The organism is Kitasatospora sp. NPDC029312 (genome assembly GCF_055569215.1).
The window spans coordinates 19,417-42,752 of the sequence record NZ_JBVHXY010000002.1 but is presented as its reverse complement, the minus strand read 5'-3'; the positions used below and the strand labels follow the sequence as shown (position 1 = coordinate 42,752).

Here is a 23,336-nt window from a genome sequence, read left to right as displayed (position 1 = left end):
CGGCAGCTCTGCCCGGCCCCGACTTCCCCGTATTCCCCGCCTCGCGGGCCCCACCGGCTGATCCAGCCGTAGTGGCCCCGGGCGCGGACCGACGGCGGACGGACCGGCCGGGAGAGCACCCTCGTCCCTTCACCGGTGTTCCTCGCCGTCGCACCACGGCCCTGCTTCCCGCGTTCCCGTGCCGCCGTGCGACGGCTCCTGCCCCAGGGAGCCTGCCATGTCGATGATCAACAGCCTGCGTGCCGCCGTCCGGACCAACCGCCGTCGGGACGTCGTCGGCCCATACGACGCCGTGCCGGAAGGCGGCAGCTCGGCGATCGTGGACTGCGCGGTGTACCAGCACGGCCGGCGCCATGGTGAGACGTGCAGTCCGCGCGACGCCGCTCGCCGGGTCAAGGCGGCGCACCGACTCCCGGACACGGTGGGCTCGTTCAGCTGGATCGGGTTGCACGAGCCGACCGAGGCGGAGTTCGAGGGCATCGCCCAGCGGTTCGGGCTGCACCCGCTCGCGGTGGAGGACGCGGTGCACGCGCACCAGCGGCCCAAGGTGGAGCGCTACGACGACGTGCTCTTCGCCGTCTTCAAGACCATCCGCTACGTCGAGCACGACCAGCTGACGCCCACCAGCGAGGTGGTGGAGACCGGTGAGCTGATGGTGTTCGCCGGGCGGGACTTCGTGATCACCGTCCGGCACGGCGGCCACGGCTCGCTGCAGGAGCTGCGGCACCGGCTGGAGGCGGACGCGGACGAGTCCGGGCTGCTGGCCAAGGGGCCGTCCGCGGTGCTGCACGCGATCGCCGACCACGTGGTGGACAACTACCTGCTGGTCGCCGAGCGGCTGCAGAACGACGTGGACGAGATCGAGTACGGCGTCTTCTCGGCCAAGGGCGGGCGCAGCGCCGATGTCGGCCGGGTCTACCAACTCAAGCGCGAGGTCCTGGAGTTCAAGCGCGCGGTGGTGCCGCTGCTGCGTCCGATGCAGCAGCTGTCGGAGCCGCTGCAGAGCCTGGTGGGCCCGGACATCCAGAAGTACTTCCGGGACGTCGCGGACCACCTGGCCCGGGTGACGGAGCAGGTGCACGGCTTCGACGAGCTGCTGAACTCGCTACTGCAGGCGAACCTGGCGCAGGTGTCGGTGGCGCAGAACGAGGACATGCGGAAGATCACCGCCTGGGCGGCGATCTTCGCGGTGCCCACCATGATCACCGGTGTGTACGGGATGAACTTCGACTACATGCCGGAGCTGCACAGCCCGTACGGCTACCCGACGGTGCTCGGCGCGGTCACGCTGATCTGCGTGGGGATGTACCAGGGCTTCCGGCGCAACGGCTGGCTGTAGCGCTCGCCGAGGCGGACGCCGCCGCGCCCGACCGCTGCCGTCCCGACCGCTACCTGCGCCCGCCGCGGGCGACCAGCACCAGCCCGAGCAGGATCAGCACCACCGCCGGGTAGGCGGCCGCCGGGGGCCACTGGCCGAGCCAGAGGGCGGCGATCAGGGCGGCGCCCGGGGTCTCGAGCAGGATCGCGGTGGAGGTGATCGACGGGCCGAGGTTGCGCACCACCCGGTTGCTGAGCGAGTGCCCGAGCAGTTGGGCGGTGGCCATCAACAGCACGATCTGCCACCAGGCTCCGGCCGACCAGCCGGACAGCGACGTCCCGGTGACCAGGCAGATCGCCAGCAGGCCGACCGCCGTGGTGGCGTAGCAGACCAGGGTGTACCCGGTGGTGCTGACGGTCTTGCGGACCTCGGCGCCGAGCAGCATGTAGCCGGCCGCGGCCAGCCCGGCGGCGAGGGCGAGGGCGTCGCCGAGCAGGGCGCGCGGGGAGAGCGAGAGGTCCACGCCGGTGAGCACCAGCACGCCGGCGAAGGCGACGACGGTGCCGAGCCAGACCATCCGCGGGGCGCGGACCCCGAACAGCCGCATCAGCAGGATGGTCCACAGCGGGGTGGTGGTCACCAGGGCGGTGGCGGAGGCCACCGAGGTCATCCGCAGGCTGGGCATCCAGAGCGCGAAGTGCACGGCGAGCAGCGCGCCCGCGGCGATCGCGAGCAGCAGCGCCCGTCGGCCGATGCCGCGCAGTTCGGCGCGGTGGCGCAGCAGCGCGTAGGGGCCGAGGACTCCGACGGACATGACGTTGCGCCAGAAGGCGATGGCCAGCGCGGGCGCGGCGGTGGCGCTGATCAGCGGGCCGGAGAGTGAGATGCCGCCGATGGAGACGGCGAGCAGCAGCAGGTCGACGGTGGGCAGCGGGTGCGCCGGCCGCGGGTCGGCGGCGGTGGGCGCGGGGGTGGCAGCAGGGGCGGTCGCGGGCCGGGCGGCGGGCACGGCGCTCCTTCGGGGGTCATGGGGGCGGGCGCTCATACGGTAAGGCCCGTGGCGCCGCAATGGAACTGTCTCCCGGGGGCTGAGACGCCTCGTGGACGCGGCGGGACGAGGGCCGCGGTGAAGCCGTACGCTGTCCGCCATGGACCGTACGCCCGCCCCCGCGACCGCCGACGACTTCCTCGACCAGGCCCTGCTGGAGGAGGCCGCGAAGAAGTCCGGGCTGCTCTGGGTGCGCGCGGACGGCCAGGAGCACGCCCGTCCGCTCTGGCACGCCTGGCACGACGGCGCGGTGGTGGTGGTCGGCGGGGGCGCCGAGCAGCCGCTGCACGGCCTGACGCCGGGCGCCGGGGCCGTGGTCACCGTACGCAGCAAGGACAAGGGCGGCCGGCTGACCGGCTGGGGCGCCGTCGTGGTCGAGCTCGCACCGGGCAGCGAGGCCTGGCTGGGCGCCGTGGAGGAGCTCAAGGGCAAGCGGCTGAACGCGCCCGACACCGACACCATCGCCGAGCGCTGGGCCCGCGAGTGCCGGGTGCTGCGGCTGGAGCCCGCCGGTGCGCTGACCGAGCGCCCGGGGGCGATGCCGGACGGCTCGCACGCGGCCCGGCCGATGCCCACCGGGGCGACCACCCGCCGCCCGATCCCGGCCGGTCTGCCCAAGCTGCTGTTCAAGCGCCGCTGACGGGGTTCGAGCGCCGCTGACGGCTCACCGAACCGTCGGCGGGAGTTGTCGTCCGCGATGCCCGCGGCCGCTACCGTGCCTCAGCGGGCCCGGTCCCCGGCACGCGGGTAGCCTTGGCCGCGGGCGTGCCGGGCACGCCTGACCAGGCGTCGAGCGATCAGAGGGAGTTCATGGCAGGGCCAGGGACCCGGGTCTTCATCTCCCACCTCTCCGCCATCGCGGTCTTCGACCCGAACGGCGATCAGGTCGGGCGGGTCCGGGACGTGGTGGTCTCGCTCCGGCTCGGCGGCCGCCCGCCGCGGGTGCTCGGCCTGGTGGTCGAGGTCGTCGGCCGGCGCCGGATCTTCCTGCCGATGACCAGGGTGACCAGCCTGGAGTCCGGCCAGGTGCTCACCACCGGCCTGATCAACCTGCGGCGCTTCGAGCAGCGCCCGTCCGAGACCCTGGTGCTCGCCGAGCTGCTGGACCGCACCGTCACCTGGATCAAGACCGGGGAGGAGGTCACCGTGCTGGACGTCGGCATGGTGCAGACCCGGCTGCGGGAGTGGGAGATCAGCAAGGTCTTCGTCCAGGTCGGCCGGGCCGGCCGGCTGCGCAAGGCCAAGGGCGAGCGGCTCACCCTGGACTGGCAGGACGTCACCGGCTTCGCGCTGCCCGAGCAGGACCAGGGCGCGGCCAATCTCCTCGCCACCTTCGAGCAGCTGCGCCCGGCCGACCTCGCCAGCGTCATGCACCACCTGTCCGCCAAGCGCCGCGCCGAGGTGGCCGCCGCGCTGCCGGACGAGCGGCTCGCGGACGTCATGGAGGAGCTGCCCGAGGACGACCAGGTCGAGATCATCGGCAAGCTGAAGGACGAGCGCGCCGCCGACGTCCTCGAGGCGATGGACCCGGACGACGCCGCCGACCTGCTCTCCGAGCTGCCCGGCGACGAGGCCGAGCGGCTGCTCCAGCTGATGGAACCGGACGAGGCCGAGCCGGTGCGTCGCCTGCTCTCGTACGAGGAGGACACCGCCGGCGGTCTGATGACCACCGAGCCGATCGTGCTGGAGCCGGACGCGACCGTCGCCGAGGCGCTGGCCCGGATCCGGGTCAGCGACCACAAGCCCGCGCTGGCCGCGCAGATCTTCGTCTGCCGCCCGCCGAACGAGACCCCGACCGGCCGCTACCTGGGCACCGTGCACTTCCAGCGGCTGCTGCGCGAGCCGCCGTACGTCCTGGTCGGCTCGCTGGTGGACGACGACCTGGACCCGCTGCCGCCGGACACCCCGCTGTCCCTGGTCACCAGCTACCTGGCGACCTACAACCTGGTGGCGGCGCCGGTGGTCGACGAGGCGGACCACCTGCTGGGGGCGGTGACCGTCGACGACGTGCTCGACCACCTGCTGCCCGAGGACTGGCGCGACGCCGCCCAGCACGCCCGCGACGACGAGAACGAGGAGGCGCCCGGTGGACGGTGACCGCAACGGACGGACGGACGACTCCGCCCGCCGCCGCCTGCAGGGCGAGCTGCGGGAGCTGCGCCAGCTGCGCGAGCTGCGCACCCGCGAGGGCGGCGGCCGGGACCGCCTGGAGACCGCGCCGATCACCGGCTCCGGCCGCACCCGGCTCGACCAGCCGCGCACCGCCCGGCCCGGCCTGCTCTCGCTGCCGTCCTACGACCCCGAGGCCTTCGGCGTGCTGTCCGAGCGGATCGCCCGCTTCCTCGGCACCGGGCGGTTCATCGTCTGGATGACGGTGGTGGTCGTCCTGTGGATCGGGTGGAACACCCTGCTGCCGGCCGCCGTGCGCTTCGACAAGTACCCGTTCATCTTCCTCACCCTGGCGCTGTCGCTGCAGGCCTCCTACGCGGCGCCGCTGATCCTGCTGGCGCAGAACCGCCAGGACAACCGGGACCGGGTCAACATGGAGCAGGACCGGGCCCGCAGCGACCGCAACATCGCCGACACCGAGTACCTGGCCCGCGAGGTCGCGGCGCTGCGGCACGGGCTCGGCGAGGTCGCCACGCGCGACTTCATCCGCTCGGAGCTGCAGTCCCTGCTCAGGGAGATGGACGAACGGCGGGACCCCTCCGGGACCTTGTGACGGGCGGCACGCTACCGACCGGTTAACGGGTTCACCCGGAGCCGTACCATCAAGGCATGGCCAACGAGACAGAGGTCGCGGCAGGCGTCACGGAGGAGTCCGTACGCGAGGCCCTGGCGACCGTCAACGACCCGGAGATCAACCGCCCGATCACCGAGATCGGGATGGTGAAATCGGTCGAGATCGCCGAGGACGGCGCGGTGCGCGTCGCGGTCTACCTGACCGTCTCCGGCTGTCCGATGCGCGACACCATCGTCACCCGCGTCCGCGAGGCGGTCGGCAGGGTGCCGGGCGTCACCGGCGTCGAGGTCGAACTCGACGTGATGAGCGACGAGCAGCGCAAGGAGCTCTCCCAGCTGCTGCGCGGCGGCGCGCCCGAGCGGGAGATCCCGTTCGCCAAGCCGGGCACGCTGACCCGCGTCTACGCCGTCGCCTCCGGCAAGGGCGGCGTCGGCAAGTCCTCCGTCACGGTGAACCTGGCCGCGGCGATGGCCGCGGACGGCCTGAAGGTCGCCGTGGTGGACGCCGACATCTACGGCCACAGCGTGCCGCGCATGCTGGGCGTCGAGGGCCGGCCGACCCAGGTCCAGGACATGATCATGCCGCCGCAGGCGAACGGCGTGAAGGTCATCTCGATCGGGATGTTCACCCCGGGCAACGCCCCGGTGGTCTGGCGCGGCCCGATGCTGCACCGCGCGCTGCAGCAGTTCCTCGCCGACGTGTGGTGGGGCGACCTGGACGTGCTGCTGCTGGACCTGCCGCCCGGCACCGGCGACATCGCGATCTCGGTGGCCCAGCTGGTCCCCAACGCGGAGATCCTGATCGTCACCACCCCGCAGATGGCCGCCGCCGAGGTGGCCGAGCGGGCCGGCACCATCGCGGTGCAGACCCACCAGAAGATCGTCGGCGTGATCGAGAACATGTCCGGGATGCCGTGCCCGCACTGCGACGAGATGATCGACGTCTTCGGCACCGGCGGCGGCCAGACCGTCGCGGACGCGCTCACCCGCACCGTCGGCGCGACCGTCCCGGTGCTCGGCTCGATCCCGATCGACGTCCGGCTGCGCGAGGGCGGCGACGACGGCCGCCCGGTCGTGCTCGCCGCCCCCGACTCCCCGGCCGCCGCCGCCCTGCGCGCCGTGGCCGGCAAGCTCGGCGGCCGCCAGCGCGGGCTGTCCGGCATGTCGCTCGGCCTGACGCCCAAGAACAAGTTCTGACGGGACGGCCGAGCGGGCACCCGAGCGCAGACGGACGACGGCCGAGCGGAACCTTCCGCTCGGCCGTCGTCGTGTCGTCGTCGCGTGGGCCCGGCCCTACGGGCGGGTGTAGCCGCCCAGGTCGGCCACGGTGGCGAAACCGACGCCGTAGGCGCTGACGCCGCGTCCGAAGGCGCCGAGCAGGACGCCGGGGGCCTCGCCCGCGAGCACCCAGCCGTACTCCGATTCGCGGTAGCGGAAGGACTGCGGCAGGCCGTTGACCGGCAGGCTGAGGGTGGACCAGGCGGGGCCGCCCAGGTCGTCGGCCAGGTCCCAGGCCAGGGAGCTCTGCTGGTCCAGCCAGTCCTGGCGCAGCGCGCGGTCCAGCTGGCCGGGCCAGGTCGCGGCGAGCAGGCCGGAGCCGGCCAGCCAGGCGGCGGAGGAGGCGGAGGTGGCCTCCAGGGTGCCGGTGTTGTCGGCGCTGCGGCGGCTGTCCCGGCGGGCCACCGTGACCACGACCGCGAACTTGCGGATGTCGCGCGGCTCGTACTGCTTGGCCGGGTCGTCGCCGTGCCCCAGGGTCCCGTAGTCGACGCTGCCGCCCGCCGCCCCGGCCCGGGGGCCTCCGGCGCCCGCCTGCATCAGGTACCGGCGGCCGGTCCACCCCTCGTCCAGCCCGTACCAGGGGAAGTCGGCGGACAGGTAGGGCAGCAGTGGGTCCGCCGGCCCGGCCTGCCCGCCGACCACCGGGCCGCCGGCCGTGGCCGTCGCCCCTCCCGCCTGACTCGTCGCGTCCATCCCCGGGCCTCCTCAAACGCACGTGTGCCTGCCGTGGCGCGCTCCCATGGTGGCGTACCTCGGCGTTCCCGGGGGCCGTTCCTGGTCCGCGGTGGCGCTGATGTGACGGACGGCTCAGCGGGAACAATCAGCACAATAGCGGCGCGGACGCCGCCGCCCCGCTCAGCCGGGCGGCCGGGCGGGGCGGGAGGCCACGTCGTCGCGGGGCGCGCGGGCGGCGCTCAGGTGGCGTCGGGGTCGAACGGGGGCCGCTCGCCGGTCTGGAGCGGGGCGCCGGTGGCGGCGGCCGCCGGGGCGGCGGTCTTCTCGAAGCTGACGCTGCCCGACCGGCCGTTCACGGGCGTCGCGGGCCGGTCGTCCAGGACGGAGCGGATGTCGAGCGAGTCCTTCATGTCCTTGAGGCCCAGCGGGTCCTCCTGGCCGCCCATGAGCTGCTTGCGGACGAAGGTCTTGGGGTTGAGGTCCTCGAACTCGAAGTCCTTGAACTCGGGGCCCAGCTCGCTGCGGATGTCCTCCTTCGCGTTGTCGGCGAAGGAACGGATCTTGCGGATGAAGCCCATGGTGTCCTGGATCAGCTTCGGCAGCTTGTCCGGGCCGAAGATGATGATCGCCATCACGATGAGGGTCAGGATCTCCAGCCCGCCTACGTCGCTGAACACCTTTGCTCCCTAGCTCGCCGGACGACCGTTCCTCCAGAGTAATGGCCACCGGTGGGTCCCTGGCCCACGCTGCGATGAAGCCGTGGTAAAGACCAGCCGGTGGCCGGGCCCCGAGACGGGCATGGGGCTACCGGATCTGCTGGCGCAGGGCCGCGACGCTGCCCGGGTAGCGCTCGGGCGGGGAGGACGGGCTCGCCCCGCGGGTGACGGCGACCGGGTGGGCCTGGAAGTCCACCGGGACCTGCACCGTCATCGGGACCAGGCCGCCGTGGCCGCCACCGCTGACCGGGCTGACCGTGGTGCCGTGCTGGTCCTCGCCCTGGGCGAGGCCGCCGACGCCGCCCAGCGTCACCGCGGCGACGGAGAAGGCGCCCGCGGCGGCGAAGACCAGGCGGCGCCCGCGCGCGGAGGGGCGGACGGCGGCTGCGGCGGGCTCCGGACGGGCGGCGGGCTCCGGACGGCCGGTGCGCCGGCCCATCAGCGGCCGCAGCATCGAGCCGCGCCCGAAGGCCCGCGGATCGACCCCGGGCACCGGGGAGCCGGCGCCGAGCGCGCCCGCGCCGAAGGAGGCGCCGGCGCCGCGGCCGAAGGAGCCGCCGGTGAGCCGGCTGCCGCCGAGCGTGCCGGTGGCGGCGACCCCGCCGCCGGGCAGGTCGTCGTCGTCGTGCCAGCCGGCGTCCGCCGGGCCGTCCTCCGGGAGGTTGCCGACGGCCATCAGCCGGGCCATCAGCGCGGCGGAGGGGCCGGGGGTGTCGGTGCGGGTCAGCAGGTGCTTGATGGCGCGGCCCTCGTCGGCCTCGGCCAGGCACTGGGGACAGGTGGCCAGGTGCGCCTGGACCCGCTCGCGCGAGTCGTGGCCGAGCTCGCCGTCCAGGAACGCGGACAGCCGCTCGCCGAGGTGGTGCTCCTCCGCGGCGGGCTCGACGGGGCGTACGGGCACCGCGCGCAGCGCCGTGTCGCCCGGCAGCGGGACGGCGGGCGGCAGCGGCTCGCCCGGGTCGTCACCGGCCCGGCGGCCCAGCGTCCAGCTCCGCCGGGTCTGGGCGCGGTCGGACGACTCCGACCGCTCCGGACCGGACCGGCTGGTTCCGCTCACCATCGCCTCCGTCCGCGCCCACCCGGCGCGGCCGCGACCTCGGCGGCCACGGCGCCGACCGGCACCGGCTCCTCCGAGCCGCCCCGGCGCTCACGCCCGGGGGCCTGGCCGGGGGCGCGGTGCTTGAGCGCGGCGCGCAAGTGCGAGCGACCGCGGTGGATGCGGCTGCGGACGGTGCCGAGCTTGACGCCCAGGGTGGCGGCGATCTCCTCGTAGGACAGGCCCTCGATGTCGCAGAGCACCACGGCGGCGCGGAACTCCGGGGCGAGGGTGTCCAGGGCCTGCTGCACGTCGGCGTCGAAGTGGGTGTCGCTGAAGTGCTGGGCCGGGCTGGGCTCGCGGGAGGCGAGGCGCTCGGCCGCGTCCTCGCCGAGCGCGTCGAAGCGGATGCGCTGGCGGCGGCGGACCATGTCCAGGAACAGGTTGGTGGTGATCCGGTGCAGCCAGCCCTCGAAGGTGCCGGGGGTGTAGGTGGACAGCGAGCGGAACACCCGGACGAAGACCTCCTGGGTGAGGTCCTCGGCGTCGTGCTGATTGCCCGTCAGGCGGTAGGCGAGGCGGTAGACGCGGGCGCTGTGCGCCTCCACGATCTCCTCCCAGGTGGGCGGAGTCCAGGTCTGCGCGTCGGGGCCTTCGGCGAAGGTCGCGAGGGCGGGGGCCTCGGTGGTACCGGCGGCCGGCGTCTCGGCGGCGGGCTGGTCCAGGTCGGAGTGCGCAGGCTGGTTCATCACGGGCTTCGGCGTACGGGCCGACGCGGTGCCGCGGAAGTGCCGCCGCACGGGGACGTCGCCCTCGGCCACACCTCCTCGGTCGGCTCTTCTGCCCAGCAGGGCCACCACCATATCCACCTCACCCGTCAAGCCCGGATAAAAGTGCCCGGGAGGTCTTCCGCACCCGGTCACGATGACAACGGCCCGCCGCAGTACGCGGTTCCCGCCCGGCCAGTAATCTGTGGCAGGAAATATCGACATCCCCGGCACCGGGCCGCCGCCCGGGGCTCCGAAAGAGGCAGCCATCAGCGAGTTCGGGCCCGCGCACGCGGCCCTCGCCGACACCTACGTGGGCGAGGACGCCGTGCTGACCTACGCCCGGGCACAGTCCGCGCGGACCGGGATACGGGCCATCGGCCCGAGCGGCGGCGCGTGCCTGCGGCTGCTGGCCGCGGCGCTCGACGCCAAGGCGGTCGCCGAGATCGGCACCGGCACCGGGGTGTCCGGCGTCTACCTGCTGCGCGGGATGCGGCCGGACGGCGTGCTCACCACGGTGGACTCGGAGCCGGTGCGCCAGCAGCTGGCCCGCGAGGCCTACCAGGCGGCCGGGTTCGCGGCCAACCGCTCCCGGTTCATACCGGGCCGGGCGCTGGAGGTGCTGCCCCGGCTCGCCGACGGCCAGTACGACCTGGTGTTCTGCGACGGCGATCCGGCCGAGTCCCGGGAGTACCTGCTGGAGTCGCTGCGACTGCTGCGCCCCGGCGGGATGGTCTGCTTCGAGGGGGTCTTCCAGGAGGGCCGGCTGGCCGAGCCGGAGCTCCAGGACCCGCAGACCGGCGCGGTGCGCGACCTGGTCCGGGACGTCCGGGAGAGCGAGGCGCTGGTGCCCGCGCTGCTGCCGGTCTCCGACGGGCTGCTGTGCGCCGTGAAGCGCTGAGACGGGCCGACGCCGCGGCCGGTCCGGGAACGCGCGGGCCCGGGCCGACGTGACGTCGTGCCCGGGCCCGGCGGTACGTCTCCAGGAGACGGCGACCACCCGCTGCGGTCAGCCGCAGGCCTTCTTCAGGGCTTCGCCCAGGGCGTCGGCCTCGTCAGGCGTGAGCTCCACCACGAGGCGTCCGCCGCCTTCGAGCGGAACGCGCATGATGATGCCCCGCCCCTCTTTGGTGACTTCGAGCGGGCCGTCACCCGTCCGCGGCTTCATGGCCGCCATGCTCGTTCCCCTTCCTGCAACCGCTCAGCTACGCACCGGCAGTCCGTCCACCGCCGGTATCGAACGCATTGATCGGAAGCCATTATCCCGCATGCCACGGCCTGATGACCAACATCACTCTCGGTGCAACCTCGGCCGGACCGGCTCCAACCGCCCCAATTGGCGTCATAAGCCCCGGCGCGGCGGCGGTGGCGACACCGCGGGAAGGTGCGATACCTCACACTCCCCAGCCCGCCCTCCGCTCCGGCATCCTGGCACGACCACCACGCGACGATCGCTGAGGAGCCCTCGCCCATGTCCGATTCCGTCCTGTACGAGCTGGACGGCGGCCTCGCCGTCATCACCATCAACCGCCCGGAGGCGATGAACGCGCTGGACGTCGCCACCAAGGTCGCGCTGCGCGACGCCGTGACCGAGGCGGCCGCGGACCGGGCGGTGCGGGCGGTGCTGCTGACCGGCGCGGGCGACCGGGCGTTCTGCGTCGGCCAGGACCTCAACGAGCACCTGGCGATGCTGAAGCGGGCCGACGAGACCGGCGAGGGCGCGCTGCGGACCGTCGCCGAGCACTACAACCCGCTGACCCGGGCGCTGGCCGGGATGCGCAAGCCGACCGTCGCCGCGGTCGGCGGGGTGGCGGCCGGCGCCGGCGCCTCGCTCGCCTTCGCCTGCGACTTCCGGATCCTGTCCGACCGGGCCGGCTTCAACACCGCCTTCGCCGGGATCGGCCTGACCGCCGACTCGGGCGCCTCCTGGACGCTGCCCCGGCTGGTCGGACACGCCAAGGCCACCGAGCTGCTGATGCTCCCCCGGACGGTCAAGTCCGCCGAGGCGATGGAGCTGGGGCTGGCCACCAAGGTCGTGCCGGCCGAGGAACTCGCCGCGACCGCGCGGGTCTTCGCCCGCGAGCTGGCCGAGGGCCCGACCGTGGCCTACGGCGCCATCAAGGAGTCGCTGGCGTACGGCGCTTCGCACTCGCTGGACGAACTGCTCGACAAGGAGGACGAGCTGCAGACCCTGGCGGGCGACAGCGAGGACCACCGGATCGCGGTGCGCGCCTTCATCGCCAAGGAGAAGCCGAAGTACGTCGGGCGCTGAGGCTCAGCGCCCCCGCCTTCCGCCGGTGCGGACGTGGCAGTCCGCCAGGTGGTCGTCGACCAGTCCGCAGGCCTGCATCAGGGCGTAGGCCGTGGTCGGGCCGACGAAGCGGAAGCCCTCCTTCTTCAGCGCCTTCGCCAGCGCCGTCGACTCGGGCGTGACGGCCGGTACCTCCGCCAGGGTGCGGGGGGCCGGCCGGTCAGGGTCGGCGGCGAACCGCCAGATCAGCGTGTCCAGCCCGCCGTCCAGGTCGCGGGCGGCCCGGGCGTTGGCGATCGCCGCGTCGATCTTGGCCCGGTTGCGGATGATGCCGGTGTCGGCGAGCAGCCGCTCCCGGTCGGCCTCGCCGAACTCGGCGACCTCGGCGATCCGGAAGCCCGCGAAGGCGGCCCGGAAGCCCTCGCGGCGGCGCAGGATGGTCAGCCAGGACAGGCCGGACTGGAAGGCCTCCAGGCAGACCCGTTCGAACAGGGCGTCGTCGCCGTGCACCGGCCGGCCCCACTCGGTGTCGTGGTAGACGCGGTAGTCGTCGGTCGAGTCGCCCCAGCCGCAGCGGCGCAGGCCGTCCGCGCCGAGCACCGCGCCGACGGGCACCTCGGCCGTCCCGGCGATCCCGGCGATCCCGGCCGTCTCGGCGGTCCCGGTCGTCTCGGCGGTCCCGACGCTGTCGGTCACCGGTCCGCCCCGGGCTCGGCGTCCTCGGGGGCCGCCTCGGCGGGCGCCGCGGCCGGCTGGACCACCTTGGCGAACTCCTCCAGGCCGGGCAGCGGTTCCGCGGCCGGGTCGGGGGCGGTGGTGGCCTCGACCGCGCCGCGCAGGTGGGCGGCGGCCTCCAGCTCGGCGATCCGCGCGTCGCGGTAGGCGAGCTCGGCGCCGAGGCGGTCCAGGACGTCGTCCACCTCGTCCATCCGGTAGCCGCGCACGGCCATCGGCAGGCGGAGGTCGTCCACGTCCGTCTTGCTCAGCGGGCGGTCCTGCGGCAGCCGCGCGGACAGGCGGTCCGGCACCGCCTCCGGCATCGAGCCGCCCCCGCCCAGCGCCACCAGCGCGGCGCCGCCGACCACCACGGCCATGGCGACCACGATCACCCAGAACACGAGCTGTCCTCCCGAACTCCCGGCCGGTCCTCGATCAAGTGCCGGGGAACCAGACTGATCATGACAGCATGGTCCCCAGTGAGGCCGGGGGCCATCATCGCACCCGCAGCAGCTGTGGAGGAGACATCGGTGGCACTGCGCCTGGGACCGCGCGAATTCGGTGACGACGAGCTGGTGATCATGGCGATCGTGAACCGGACGCCGGACTCGTTCTTCGACCGGGGCGCGACCTTCGCCGACGAGGCCGCGTTCGCCGCCGCCGACCGCGCGATGGCCGAGGGCGCGGCGATCCTGGACATCGGCGGGGTGAAGGCCGGCCCCGGTGAGGACGTCACGGTCGAGGAGGAGCTGCGGCGCACCGTGCCCTTCGTGGCGGAACTGCGCAGGCGCCACCCCGACGCCGTGATCAGCGTGGACACCTGGCGGCACGAGGTCGGCGAGGCGGTCTGCGAGGCGGGCGCGGACCTGCTGAACGACGCCTGGGGCGGGGCTGACCCCGAGCTCGCCGAGGTGGCCGCCCGGTACGACGTCGGGCTGGTGTGCACCCACGCGGGCGGCGCCGAGCCGCGCACCCGGCCGCACCGGGTCGGGTACCAGGACGTGATGGCGGACATCCTGCGGGTGACCGTCGGGCTGGCCGAGCGGGCGGTGGGGCTGGGCGTCCGCCGGGACGCGGTGGTCATCGACCCGGGGCACGACTTCGGCAAGAACACCCGGCACTCGCTGGAGGCCACCCGTCGGCTGCCGGAGATGACCGCGACCGGCTTCCCGGTGCTGGTCTCGCTCTCCAACAAGGACTTCGTCGGCGAGACCCTGGACAAGCCGGTGGACGAGCGGCTGCTCGGCACGCTGGCCACCACGGCGGTCTCGGCCTGGCTGGGCGCCCGGATCTACCGGGTGCACCAGGTCGCCCAGACCCGCCAGGTGCTGGACATGGTCGCCTCGATCCGGGGCACCCGCCCCCCGGCGGTCGCCCGCCGGGGGCTGGCGTGAACGGCCGCCGGGCCCCGTTCGACGGCCGCTGGACCGCGTCCGCCTAGATCTCGTTCACCGGCCGTCGGGCGTCGGCGAGGATCTTCATGACCTCGTCGATCTCGTCGGTGATGTGGAACAGCTCCAGGTCGTGCGGGGCCGCCTTGCCCTGGGCGACCAGGGTGTCCTTCAGCCACTCGTACAGGCCGCCCCAGTAGGCGCTGCCGAAGAGGATCACCGGGAAGCGGGTGACCTTCTTGGTCTGCACCAGGGTCAGCGCCTCGAACAGCTCGTCCAGCGTGCCGAGTCCGCCGGGCAGGACCACGAAGCCCTGGGCGTACTTCACGAACATCGTCTTGCGGACGAAGAAGTAACGGAAGTTCAGCCCGAGGTCGACGAACTCGTTGAGGCCCTGCTCGAAGGGCAGCTCGATGCCGAGCCCGACGCTCATCCCGCCGGCCTCGGAGGCGCCGCGGTTGGCGGCCTCCATGGCGCCCGGTCCGCCGCCGGTGATCACCGCGTAGCCGGCCTCGGCGAGGGCCCGGCCGATGGCCACCCCGGCCTCGTACTCGGGTGAGTCGACCGGCGTCCGGGCCGAGCCGAAGACGCTGATGGCGGGCGGGAGTTCGGCGAGCGCGCCGAAGCCCTCGACGAACTCCGAGGTGATCCGCAGCACCCGCCAGGGGTCGGTGTGCAGCCAGTCCGTGGGACCGGTGGTGTCCAGCAGGCGCTGGTCCGTGGTGCTCGTGCCGACCTGGTCCCGGCGCACCAGCACCGGGCCCTTCTGCTTCTCGGGCCAGGCCTTCGTCTTCCGCGGCACGCCGACCTGCTCGGGGCCGTGTCCGTAGTGCTTGTCGTCTCCTGTGCCTGTCATGACGAAACCCTACGTCGACCTCCCCCCGTTTTCAGCCAACGGGGAGAGGTCGATCGGGAGACCGGAAGATGGCGTTCAGCCGCTCGTCGGATCAGCCGTCGATCCGGGGATCAGCTGGTCAGCCAGGCGCGCAGCCGGGCCTCGGTCTCGGCGATGGCGCTCAGCGAGCAGTGCTCGTCCCGCTTGTGGGCGAAGTTCGGATCGCCGGGGCCGTAGTTGACCGCCGGTACGCCGAGCGCGCTGAACCGGGCGACGTCCGTCCAGCCGAACTTGGCCCGGGCCTGGCCGCCGGTGGCCGCCAGGAAGGCCTGCGCGGCGGGCTGGGAGAGGCCGGGCAGGGCGCCCGGGGCGAAGTCGGTCACGGTCAGCTCGAAGCCGTCGAAGACCTCGCGCACGTGCTTCTCCGCATCGGCCTCGCTGCGGTCCGGCGCGTAGCGGAAGTTGACCGTGATCACGCATTCGTCCGGGATGACGTTCCCGGCCACGCCACCGTCGATCCGCACCGCGTTGAGGCCCTCGCGGTACTCCAGGCCGTCGATCTCCACCCGGCGGGGCCGGTAGTCGGCGAGCCGGGTGAGCACCTCGGCGGCGCGGTGGATGGCGTTGTCGCCGAGCCAGCTGCGGGCCGCGTGGGCGCGCACGCCGGTGAGCCGGACCTGCGCCCGCAGGGTGCCCTGGCAGCCGCCCTCGACCACGGCGCCGCTGGGCTCCATCAGCACCGCGAAGTCGGCGGTCAGCCACTGCGGGCGGTCCTTGGCGAGGTGGCCGAGGCCGTTGCGGTGGGCCTCCACCTCCTCGCAGTCGTAGAACACGTAGGTGAGGTCGCGGTTGGGCTCGGTCAGAGTGGCGGCCAGGCGCAGCGCGACGGCCACGCCGGACTTCATGTCCGAGGTGCCGCAGCCGTAGAGCAGGTCCCCGTCGACGTACGAGGGCAGGTTGTCGGCGATCGGCACGGTGTCCAGGTGGCCGGCCAGCACGACGCGCTCGCCGCGGCCCAGGTGGGTGCGGGCGACGACGTTGTTGCCGTGGCGGTCCACGGTGAGGTGCGGGTAGCCGCGCAGGGCGGCCTCCACGGCGTCGGCGAGCGCCTGCTCGTCGCCGCTCACCGAGGGGAAGTCGACGAGTCGGGCGGTCAGCGTGCCGCCGTCGAGGGTGAGGTCCAGGGGCGTCGGGTTCGGGCTGCTCATGGCGCCAGCCTAGTGGTGCGGGCGGGCGCTCCCCGGGGTCGCGCTGTGAGGCGGACGGTACCGGGTTCGGCAACCGGGGTGCGCCGCACACCCGTCCGAGTGGGTACGGTGTCGGATCAAGACGGCGGGCGCGAGAGGGGCGAGGGTGGCCAGGAGAAGGCGCGGCGAGGAACGGGACGCGGAGCAGGGCGACGAAGTGGCGCCCCGCCGTCGCGGTCCGGTGCGCGCGCTGCTGCTCGTGCTGGTCGGGCTGCTCGGCCTGGTGATGGTCGCGGGCCTGGCGGTGGTCGGGATCTGGTGGTTCGGGTTCCGGCCGGGTGTCTCCGAGGAGTGCTCGGTGAAGACCGCGGACGGCAGTGGCACGCTGGAGCTCCCGCAGGCCGCCAACGCCGCGACGATCGCCGCGGTGGCGCGCTCGCGCGGGCTGCCGGACCGGGCGACGGCGATCTCGCTGGCGACCGCCATGCAGGAGTCCAAGCTGCGCAACCTGGCGGGTGGCGACCGGGACTCGATCGGCCTGTTCCAGCAGCGGCCCTCGATGGGCTGGGGCACCCCGACGCAGATCGCGGACCCGGTGTACGCGACCAACAAGTTCCTGGACGGCCTGGTCAAGGTCCCCGGGTACACCCGGATGCCGCTGACCGACGCGGCCCAGGCGGTGCAGAAGAGCGGCTACCCGCAGGCGTACGCCAAGCACGAGACCAAGGCGACGCTGCTGACCTCGGCGCTGGCCGGGCGCGAGCCGGCCTCCTTCAGCTGCGTGGTGCACGACTACGCCAAGCCGGACCCGGGCGACTCGGCCTCGCCGACGGCGAGTGCCTCGGCCGCCCCGGCTGCCGCGCGGCCGGACCGCGCCCAGGTGCTGTCGGACCGGGTGCGCCGGGAGTTCGGCCGGACCGTCACCCCGGCCACCGGCTACACCTCGACGATCAAGGGTGCCGAGAACGCCGTCGCGCTGACCCCGGACCCGGCCGCCGCGGCGCTGACCTCCTCGGCGGACGGCGGAGCCGACGCCGGGGCGAACGCGGAGCGGGCCAGCGGCTGGGAGGTGGCCCACTGGGCGGTCGCCCAGGCCCAGCAGCTGGGCATCGCGACGGTCGCCTACGACGGGAGGATCTGGCGCAAGTCCAAGTCCGAGGACGGCTGGCAGACCCAGACCTCGGGGACGTCGACCAAGCTCGTTCAGGTCACCCTCGCCCCGTACGACAAGAGCTGACGCACTGAAGTTCGGGTTGCCGCCGGACGGGTGATTCCGGTCAACTTCGGTGGACTGACCGCCCGTTCCGGCGAACGGGGGTGGAGAACCGTCACTCCCCTTGGCCGGCGCCGGTCCGAGGGCGTACGGCGGGGCCCGCAGCCCCTTCCCCTGTGGTCATACGATCCGATGGTCGGCCAGGAACGTTCCTTGCACCGGCCGAAACCTTCTGGCTTCTCAAGCGGTAACAACACCGTCCGCCCGGTCCCGTCCAGGCCCGGTCGTCCACCCGGTGGACGGGACGGACCCAGACCCCTTCGAGGAGCCCCATGTCTCACCCCCTCACGCGCCGGATCGCCCAGGCCGCGCTCGTCGTGGCCGCCGGCGCGACCCCGCTGGTCGCCGCCGGCTCCGCGTCCGCCCTGGGCGGGGACGCCCTGCTTCCCAAGAGCGACCTCGCGGCGCCGCTGGGCCAGCTGACCAACACCGACACCGGTTCCACCCTCCAGCACACCACCCACCAGCTCGGCCAGGCGGCCGGCACCACCGGCGCGGCCACCGTCGCCGCGGGCGTGCCGGCCTCCGCCGACGCCGCCGGCAACATCGTCGCCCACCAGCTCCCCGAGGCGAACGAGAAGGCCAGCTCGCTGACGGCCCCGGTCGACCAGACCGCCGCCACCACCGGCCAGCTCTCCGCCGTCACCCCCAAGGTCGCCGCGGCGCTGGCCGGCAAGCTCGGCGAGGCCGTCACCGGCAAGGGCATGGGCACCCGCAGCGCCGACGCCGGCGCCAGTGCCAGCCCGGCCGGCGGGCTCGGCCAGGCGGGCTCCGTCGCCCACGCCGTGCCCGGCGCCGACAAGCTCTCCGGCGCCGTCCCCAGCACCAACGCCGTCACCGACGCGCTGCCGCTCAGCTCGGTGGAGCGCGCGCTGCCGCTCGGTCCGGTCGAGCACGCCCTGCCCGGCGGCCTGCCCGGCACCGACGTCCTCGGCCTCGCCGAGCACGGCTCCGCCAACCGCCTCGGCGGCGCCGACCTCGGCCCGAACAACCCGCTGTCCGGCCTGACCAACTCGCTCGGCCCGGTCGGCGGCGTGCTGGGCGGCGTCAACGGCGGCAGCATCAGCGGCCTGCCGGTGTAGTCCGGTAGTCCGGTAGTCCTGCTAGTCCGCGCACGCGGAAGGGGCCGGTGTTCCGAGTGGACACCGGCCCCTTCGACGTCGCGTCAGCGCGGCCGCACCGTCGGCCCGACCGCGCCGGTCAGCTCCGCCGCGCCGTCAGCGCGCCGCGCGCAGCCGCTCGACGGCCGCGGCGACCCGCTCGTCGGTCGCGGTGAAGGCGACCCGGACGAAGCGCTCACCGGCCGGCCCGTAGAAGTCCCCGGGCGCCACCAGGATGCCCAGGGCGGCCAGCTCGGCCACGGTCTCCCAGCACGGACGGTCCTGGGTCGCCCACAGGTAGAGGCTCGCCTCGGAGTGCTCGATGCGCAAGCCGTACGCCTCCAGCGCCGTCCGCAGCGCCGAGCGCCGGGCCGCGTACCGCTCCCGCTGCTCGGCCACGTGGGCGTCGTCCGCCAGCGCCGCGGCCGCCGCTGCCTGGACCGGCGCCGGCACGATCATCCCGCCGTGCTTGCGCACCTCCAGCAGCTCCTTGACCACCACCGGGTCTCCCGCGACGAAGGAGGCGCGGTAGCCGGCCAGGTTGGAGCGCTTGGAGAGCGAGTGGACGGCCAGCAGGCCCTCGTGCTCGCCGCCGCAGACGTCCGGGCGCAGCACGGAGATTGGGTCGGCCTCCCAGCCCAGCTCCAGGTAGCACTCGTCGCTGACCAGCAGTGCCCCGTGCTCCCGGGCCCACTCGACGGCGCGGCGCAGCTCCTCCGCGCCGAGCACCCGGCCGGTCGGGTTGGACGGCGAGTTCACCCAGAGCAGGCGCACCCGGGAGCCGTCCAGCTCGTCCACCGAGTCGTACTCGACCGGCTCGGCGCCGCACAGCCGGGCGCCGACCTCGTAGGTCGGGTAGGCGAGCCGCGGGTAGCCGACCTGGTCGCCCGGGCCGAGGCCGAGCTGGGTCGGCAGCCAGGCCACCAGCTCCTTGGAACCGACCGTGGGCAGGACGGCCTGCGGGCCGATCTCGGCGCCGCAGCGGCGGTTCAGCCAGCCGGCGATCGCCTCGCGCAGCTCCAGCGGTCCCCAGACGGTCGGGTAGCCGGGCGTGTCGGTGTGGGCGGCCAGCGCCTTCTGGATCACCTCGGGGACCGGGTCGACGGGGGTGCCGACGGAGAAGTCGCAGAGGCCGCCCGGGTGGGCGAGGGCGGTGGCCTTGTAGGGCTCCAGCTTGTCCCAGGGGAACACCGGGAGCCGGTCGGAAACGCGGCGCGCCGCCCCCGGGTGGCCCGGAAGCGGCGCGCGCGTGCTGTTCGTGCTCACAGCTCAGTAGCCACCGATCGTCAGTGGTCGGCGTTCTGCGGCGGCAGAGCGGCGATGAACGGGTGGTCCCGCTCGATGAGGCCGAGCTTCGAGGCGCCGCCGGGCGAGCCCAGGTCGTCGAAGAACTCGACGTTCGCCTTGTAGTAGTCCTTCCACTCCTCCGGAGTGTCGTCCTCGTAGAAGATCGCCTCGACCGGGCAGACCGGCTCGCAAGCGCCACAGTCGACACACTCATCCGGGTGGATGTAGAGGGACCGCTGGCCCTCGTAGATGCAGTCAACCGGGCACTCTTCGATGCACGCCTTGTCCTTCACGTCGACACAAGGCTGCGCGATGACGTAGGTCACGCTGTCGTTCCTCCTCGGAAGGGCCCTGGCGGCCCGTTCTGTTCTGCTCGCGTGCGCGGTGAGCGCGGCGTCGTCGATGCCCGCCCCTAGTATCGCGGGTCGGAGACCGCAAATGCACAGGAGGTGGCCGGATCATGACTCGGGACCCGCTGGAGAGCCGTCCGGAAGTCCGGATAGATCGCTCTGACGTGGGACGACGCGTGTCCGTGCGACGCGTGTCGGAGTTCGTGGACGCCCGCCCGGTGTTTCGCGATGTGATCGGCGTGCTCACATCCTGGGACGATCATGGTCTCACCGTGGCCCCGCGCTCGGGCGAGCCGGTCTCCTTCGCGGAGAAACTGCTGGTCGCGGGCAAGGTCGTCCCGCTGTTCCCGGCCCGTCGCGCGCCCCTGCCGAGCGCCACGCCCGTCGAGCTCCAGCGGATCGCCGGACGCGGCTGGCCGGCCGTCGAGCAGCAGCCGCTCGGCGAGTGGACACTGCGGGCGTCGGCCGGGTTCACCCGGCGGGCCAACTCCGTCCAGGCACTCGGCGACCCGGGCGTGCCGCTGCCCCGGGCGCTGGCCGCCGTTCGGGACTGGTACGCCGCGCGCGGCCTGCCCGCGTACGTCGAGGTGGTCAGCCCCGGCTCGCCGGAGGCGCTGCGCGGCGAACTCGACCGGCTGGGCGCCGGGTACGCGCCCACGCTGGTGCGCACCGCTCCGCTGGCCGGGCTGACCCGGCTCGGCACCGGGCACGACCGGGTGCGCCTCTCACGGACGGCGGGGCCGCAGTGGATGTCGCTGTACCGGCGGGTGAGCGGGGACGCGGCGCTGGAGGAGGCGGCCCGGCGGGTGCTGCACGGCGGCCCCTCGGTCTGGTTCGCCACCGTGCCGGGCGCCCCCGGGCAGCCGCCGCTGGCCATCGGACGCTGTGTCATCGACGGGCTCTGGGCCTGCTTCGGCGCGATCGAGGTCCAGCCGTACGCCCGCCGGGCCGGACTGGGCACCGCGGTCATGGCGGTGCTAGCCGCCCGGGCGGCCGAGGAGGGGGCGAGCGGCGCGTACCTCCAGGTCGAGGCGGAGAACGCCGGTGCGATCGCGCTCTATGACGGACTCGGCTTCACGACCAGTCACACTTACCACTACGCGCTTCTTCCCCAGGAGTAGCCGCCCGCCCTTTTCGTCCCCGTTTGTCCGCTTGTCCGTCCGTCGCACGAAGGCCGCCGTCGTCACCGTGACCGAGCAGAGCAGAGACCGCTTCCGGACCGCCGCCCGCGCCGAGCAGCCCGACCCGGTGCTGCTCTGCCTGCTCGCCGCCGCCGAACACCACCCGGTCCTCGACCCCGGCGACCTCGTCGAGCCGCCGGGCGTGGACGCCCTGCTCGCCGCCTGCGAGGCCGCGCTCGACCGGCACGCGGCCGCCGTGCGGCTCGCGGTGGCCGAACGCTCACCCAGCGGGCCGGAGGAGACCGCCGCCCTGCTCGCCGCCGTCCTCGGCGGCCGGGAGCGGTTCCACGGGCGGCAGTCCGACTACCGGCGGCTGGAGTCCTCGCTGCTGCCCGAGGTCCTGCGGCGCCGGCGCGGACTGCCGATCATGCTGTCGCTGGTGTGGATGGCGGTCGGACGGCGGGCCGGGCTCACCGTCCACGGCGTGGCGCTGCCCGGCCACTTCATCGTCGCCGTCGGCGGCCCGGCCGGCGGCGACGACTACGTGCTCGCCGACCCCTTCCACGGCGGCCGGCTGCTCGACCCGGTCGACGTCGAGCAGCTGGTCGCCGCCGCGGGGTACGACTTCAGCCCCGCCCTGCTCACCCCCGCCCAGCCGCTGGACATCGTGCTGCGGGTGCTCGGCAACATCCGGGTCTGGGCCGCCGACCGGCCCGAGCACGCCCGCACCCAGCTGTGGGCCACCGAACTCGCCCTGCTGCTCCCCCGGCACCCCGCCCAGCTGCGCCTGGAGCGGGCCGAACTCCTGGTACGCATGGGGGACTTCCTCGGCGGCTCGGCGGAGATGGACGCCTACGCGCAGATCCTGGACACCTTCGACCCGGACACCGCCGCCAAGGTCCGGCAGGAGGCCCGGGCGGCCCGGCACCGGCTCAACTGAACCGTCAGAGCCAGCCCTTCTCCCGGGCGATCCGGACCGCCTCGGTGCGGTTGCGGGCCTCGGTCTTCTGGATCGCCATCGACAGGTAGTTGCGGACCGTCCCCTCCGACAGGTGCAGCCGCCTGGCGATGTCCGCGTTCACCGCGCCGTCGGCGGCCGCGCCCAGCACGTCCCGCTCGCGCGGGGTCAGCGGATTGGCGCCCTCGGCGAGTGCGGCCGCCGCCAGCGCCGGGTCGATCACCCGCTCGCCGCGCAGCACCCGGCGGATCGCCTCGGCGAGCTCGGAGGCGGGCGCGTCCTTCACCAGGAAGGCGTCCGCGCCGGACTCCATCGCCCGGCGCAGGTAGCCGGGGCGGCCGAAGGTCGTCGCGATCACCACCTTCGTCGACGGCGCCCGGCGGCGCAGCTCGGCGGCCGCCTCGATGCCCGTCATCCCCGGCATCTCGATGTCCAGCACGGCGACCTGCACGTCGTTCGCCAGCACCGCCGCCACCACCTCGTCGCCGCGGCCCACCTGCGCGACGACGTCGATGTCCCCCTCCAGCCCGAGCAGCGCGGCCAGCGCCTCGCGGACCATGCCCTGGTCCTCGGCGAGCAGCACGCGGACCGAGGGGCTGTTCTCAGTGTTACCCATGGCCATGACCTTAGAGGGGGGCGGGTCTGACTCTCCGGCAGGGGAGGCCGGCCGGACCGCGCGGGGTATTCGAGTGGTTCGCCGAGGAGTTGCGCGCCAGACTGGCCGGATGCTGACCCTGGAGCCGCTGCGACCCGACCACGCCGACGCCGTACTCGCCTTCGAACTCGCCAACCGGGCCTGGTTCGCGCGTACCGTTCCCGACCGCGGCGACGCCTACTTCGCCGGGTTCGCCGACCGCCACGCCGCGCTGCTCGCCGAACAGGCCGAGGGCATCTGCCGGTTCCACGTCGTCCTCGACGACGACGGCGCCCTGGTCGGCCGGGTCAACCTGATGGACCTCGTGGACGGCACCGCCGAACTCGGCTACCGGATCGCCGAGTCCGCGGCCGGCCGGGGCGTCGCCAAGGCGGCCGTCGCCCAGATCTGTCGGCTCGCTGCCCAGAGCTACGGGCTGCGGTCCCTGACCGCGGCCACCACGCTCGACAACCCGGCCTCCCAAACCGTCCTCACCCGCAACGGTTTCACGGTCGCCGGCGAGTTCCTCCTCGACGACCGCCCCGCCCTCTCGTACCACCGCAGCCTGGCCACCACCCCCCGCCCCACGGAGTAGGAAGTCGGCCGGGCCGACTTCCCACGCTTGAAACCGGTCACTTGCACCGGGGCG

26 protein-coding genes are annotated in these 23,336 nt (G+C 73.9%); 13 read left to right on the top strand and 13 right to left on the bottom strand.

From position 1 onward, the window contains the following. Nucleotides 1–217 precede the first annotated feature (217 nt). Nucleotides 218–1,339 carry a magnesium/cobalt transporter CorA gene (gene corA / locus ACZ4WV_RS01750; RefSeq protein WP_465741730.1) on the top strand — a complete coding sequence of 374 codons (1,122 nt, stop codon included), beginning with the start codon at nucleotides 218–220 and terminating at the stop codon, nucleotides 1,337–1,339. A gap of 49 nt (nucleotides 1,340–1,388) precedes the next feature. On the opposite strand, the gene ACZ4WV_RS01745 is transcribed toward corA, so the two are convergent. Beyond that, entirely contained in the window at nucleotides 1,389–2,327 is a 939-nt protein-coding gene (locus ACZ4WV_RS01745; protein WP_465741728.1) for a DMT family transporter, read from the bottom strand. Between the two features lie 139 nt (nucleotides 2,328–2,466). On the opposite strand from ACZ4WV_RS01745, the gene ACZ4WV_RS01740 reads away from it, so the two are divergent. The 4 genes from ACZ4WV_RS01740 (at nucleotide 2,467) to ACZ4WV_RS01725 (ending at nucleotide 6,305) form a co-directional block, all read left to right on the top strand. Next, a complete protein-coding gene (locus tag ACZ4WV_RS01740) occupies nucleotides 2,467–3,006 on the top strand; it encodes a hypothetical protein (RefSeq protein WP_465741726.1) in 540 nt (179 codons plus the stop codon). A gap of 170 nt (nucleotides 3,007–3,176) precedes the next feature. After that, on the top strand, nucleotides 3,177–4,463 hold the full coding sequence (locus tag ACZ4WV_RS01735; RefSeq protein ID WP_465741724.1) for a magnesium transporter MgtE N-terminal domain-containing protein: 1,287 nt from the start codon (nucleotides 3,177–3,179) through the stop codon (nucleotides 4,461–4,463). A 37-nt stretch (nucleotides 4,464–4,500) separates the two neighbouring features. Next, a complete protein-coding gene (locus tag ACZ4WV_RS01730) occupies nucleotides 4,501–5,088 on the top strand; it encodes a DUF1003 domain-containing protein (RefSeq protein WP_465742158.1) in 588 nt (195 codons plus the stop codon). 56 nt (nucleotides 5,089–5,144) lie between these two features. After that, complete coding sequence (locus tag ACZ4WV_RS01725) at nucleotides 5,145–6,305, top strand: Mrp/NBP35 family ATP-binding protein (protein WP_465741722.1); 1,161 nt, start codon at nucleotides 5,145–5,147, stop codon at nucleotides 6,303–6,305. A gap of 96 nt (nucleotides 6,306–6,401) precedes the next feature. Here the strand turns inward: ACZ4WV_RS01725 and ACZ4WV_RS01720 are convergent, their stop codons facing one another. From ACZ4WV_RS01720 to sigE, 4 genes are all read right to left on the bottom strand, one after another. Beyond that, a complete protein-coding gene (locus ACZ4WV_RS01720) occupies nucleotides 6,402–7,082 on the bottom strand; it encodes a hypothetical protein (RefSeq protein ID WP_465741720.1) in 681 nt (226 codons plus the stop codon). A 221-nt stretch (nucleotides 7,083–7,303) separates the two neighbouring features. After that, the gene (locus tag ACZ4WV_RS01715; RefSeq protein ID WP_465741718.1) at nucleotides 7,304–7,741 is read right to left on the bottom strand and encodes a sec-independent translocase; all 438 of its coding nucleotides are present in this window, start codon (nucleotides 7,739–7,741) and stop codon (nucleotides 7,304–7,306) included. A gap of 127 nt (nucleotides 7,742–7,868) precedes the next feature. Beyond that, nucleotides 7,869–8,837 (bottom strand): anti-sigma factor family protein, encoded by a 969-nt coding sequence (locus ACZ4WV_RS01710; RefSeq protein WP_465741716.1) that lies wholly within the window; start codon nucleotides 8,835–8,837, stop codon nucleotides 7,869–7,871. Next, nucleotides 8,834–9,565 (bottom strand): RNA polymerase sigma factor SigE, encoded by a 732-nt coding sequence (gene sigE, locus ACZ4WV_RS01705; RefSeq protein ID WP_465742156.1) that lies wholly within the window; start codon nucleotides 9,563–9,565, stop codon nucleotides 8,834–8,836. The genes ACZ4WV_RS01710 and sigE overlap by 4 nt, the downstream gene beginning before the upstream one ends. Before the next feature lie 286 nt (nucleotides 9,566–9,851). Here sigE and ACZ4WV_RS01700 point away from each other — a divergent pair, with 286 nt between their 5' ends. Next, entirely contained in the window at nucleotides 9,852–10,484 is a 633-nt protein-coding gene (locus tag ACZ4WV_RS01700) for an O-methyltransferase (RefSeq protein ID WP_465742154.1), read from the top strand. A gap of 108 nt (nucleotides 10,485–10,592) precedes the next feature. On the opposite strand, the gene ACZ4WV_RS01695 is transcribed toward ACZ4WV_RS01700, so the two are convergent. Beyond that, a complete protein-coding gene (locus ACZ4WV_RS01695) occupies nucleotides 10,593–10,760 on the bottom strand; it encodes a DUF3117 domain-containing protein (protein ID WP_014137929.1) in 168 nt (55 codons plus the stop codon). Nucleotides 10,761–11,054: 294 nt separating this feature from the next. Between ACZ4WV_RS01695 and ACZ4WV_RS01690 the strand changes: the two genes are divergently transcribed. Continuing rightward, nucleotides 11,055–11,855 carry an enoyl-CoA hydratase-related protein gene (locus ACZ4WV_RS01690; RefSeq protein ID WP_465741714.1) on the top strand — a complete coding sequence of 267 codons (801 nt, stop codon included), beginning with the start codon at nucleotides 11,055–11,057 and terminating at the stop codon, nucleotides 11,853–11,855. A 3-nt stretch (nucleotides 11,856–11,858) separates the two neighbouring features. Here ACZ4WV_RS01690 and ACZ4WV_RS01685 read toward each other — a convergent pair whose 3' ends face one another. Both ACZ4WV_RS01685 and ACZ4WV_RS01680 read right to left on the bottom strand, forming a co-directional pair. Next, nucleotides 11,859–12,449, bottom strand: a complete 591-nt coding sequence (locus tag ACZ4WV_RS01685) for a DNA-3-methyladenine glycosylase I (RefSeq protein ID WP_465742152.1) — start codon at nucleotides 12,447–12,449, stop codon at nucleotides 11,859–11,861. Nucleotides 12,450–12,526: 77 nt separating this feature from the next. Then, nucleotides 12,527–12,952, bottom strand: coding sequence for a DivIVA domain-containing protein (locus tag ACZ4WV_RS01680; protein ID WP_465741713.1), 426 nt, complete (start codon nucleotides 12,950–12,952; stop codon nucleotides 12,527–12,529). A gap of 180 nt (nucleotides 12,953–13,132) precedes the next feature. Here ACZ4WV_RS01680 and folP point away from each other — a divergent pair, with 180 nt between their 5' ends. After that, nucleotides 13,133–13,945, top strand: a complete 813-nt coding sequence (gene folP, locus ACZ4WV_RS01675) for a dihydropteroate synthase (protein ID WP_465742150.1) — start codon at nucleotides 13,133–13,135, stop codon at nucleotides 13,943–13,945. 43 nt (nucleotides 13,946–13,988) lie between these two features. Here the strand turns inward: folP and ACZ4WV_RS01670 are convergent, their stop codons facing one another. Both ACZ4WV_RS01670 and dapE read right to left on the bottom strand, forming a co-directional pair. Continuing rightward, nucleotides 13,989–14,798: an LOG family protein gene (locus tag ACZ4WV_RS01670; RefSeq protein ID WP_465741711.1), complete on the bottom strand. Its 810-nt coding sequence runs from the start codon at nucleotides 14,796–14,798 to the stop codon at nucleotides 13,989–13,991. Between the two features lie 110 nt (nucleotides 14,799–14,908). Beyond that, the gene (gene dapE, locus ACZ4WV_RS01665; protein WP_465741709.1) at nucleotides 14,909–15,985 is read right to left on the bottom strand and encodes a succinyl-diaminopimelate desuccinylase; all 1,077 of its coding nucleotides are present in this window, start codon (nucleotides 15,983–15,985) and stop codon (nucleotides 14,909–14,911) included. 145 nt (nucleotides 15,986–16,130) lie between these two features. Between dapE and ACZ4WV_RS01660 the strand changes: the two genes are divergently transcribed. Further along, nucleotides 16,131–17,201: a VldE C-terminal domain-containing protein gene (locus tag ACZ4WV_RS01660; protein ID WP_465741707.1), complete on the top strand. Its 1,071-nt coding sequence runs from the start codon at nucleotides 16,131–16,133 to the stop codon at nucleotides 17,199–17,201. Nucleotides 17,202–17,509: 308 nt separating this feature from the next. Beyond that, the gene (locus ACZ4WV_RS01655) at nucleotides 17,510–18,319 is read left to right on the top strand and encodes a hypothetical protein (RefSeq protein ID WP_465741705.1); all 810 of its coding nucleotides are present in this window, start codon (nucleotides 17,510–17,512) and stop codon (nucleotides 18,317–18,319) included. Between the two features lie 135 nt (nucleotides 18,320–18,454). Here the strand turns inward: ACZ4WV_RS01655 and dapC are convergent, their stop codons facing one another. Both dapC and fdxA read right to left on the bottom strand, forming a co-directional pair. Beyond that, nucleotides 18,455–19,603 (bottom strand): succinyldiaminopimelate transaminase, encoded by a 1,149-nt coding sequence (dapC, locus tag ACZ4WV_RS01650; protein ID WP_465741703.1) that lies wholly within the window; start codon nucleotides 19,601–19,603, stop codon nucleotides 18,455–18,457. Nucleotides 19,604–19,623: 20 nt separating this feature from the next. Further along, nucleotides 19,624–19,950 (bottom strand): ferredoxin, encoded by a 327-nt coding sequence (fdxA, locus tag ACZ4WV_RS01645; RefSeq protein WP_030287402.1) that lies wholly within the window; start codon nucleotides 19,948–19,950, stop codon nucleotides 19,624–19,626. A gap of 134 nt (nucleotides 19,951–20,084) precedes the next feature. Between fdxA and ACZ4WV_RS01640 the strand changes: the two genes are divergently transcribed. Both ACZ4WV_RS01640 and ACZ4WV_RS01635 read left to right on the top strand, forming a co-directional pair. Continuing rightward, a complete protein-coding gene (locus ACZ4WV_RS01640; protein WP_465741701.1) occupies nucleotides 20,085–21,095 on the top strand; it encodes a GNAT family N-acetyltransferase in 1,011 nt (336 codons plus the stop codon). 31 nt (nucleotides 21,096–21,126) lie between these two features. Next, nucleotides 21,127–22,035: a transglutaminase family protein gene (locus ACZ4WV_RS01635; RefSeq protein ID WP_465741699.1), complete on the top strand. Its 909-nt coding sequence runs from the start codon at nucleotides 21,127–21,129 to the stop codon at nucleotides 22,033–22,035. A gap of 4 nt (nucleotides 22,036–22,039) precedes the next feature. On the opposite strand, the gene ACZ4WV_RS01630 is transcribed toward ACZ4WV_RS01635, so the two are convergent. Then, nucleotides 22,040–22,669 (bottom strand): response regulator, encoded by a 630-nt coding sequence (locus ACZ4WV_RS01630; protein ID WP_465741697.1) that lies wholly within the window; start codon nucleotides 22,667–22,669, stop codon nucleotides 22,040–22,042. A 109-nt stretch (nucleotides 22,670–22,778) separates the two neighbouring features. Here ACZ4WV_RS01630 and ACZ4WV_RS01625 point away from each other — a divergent pair, with 109 nt between their 5' ends. Continuing rightward, on the top strand, nucleotides 22,779–23,282 hold the full coding sequence (locus tag ACZ4WV_RS01625) for a GNAT family N-acetyltransferase (protein WP_465741695.1): 504 nt from the start codon (nucleotides 22,779–22,781) through the stop codon (nucleotides 23,280–23,282). The last annotated feature ends 54 nt before the right edge of the window (nucleotides 23,283–23,336 follow it).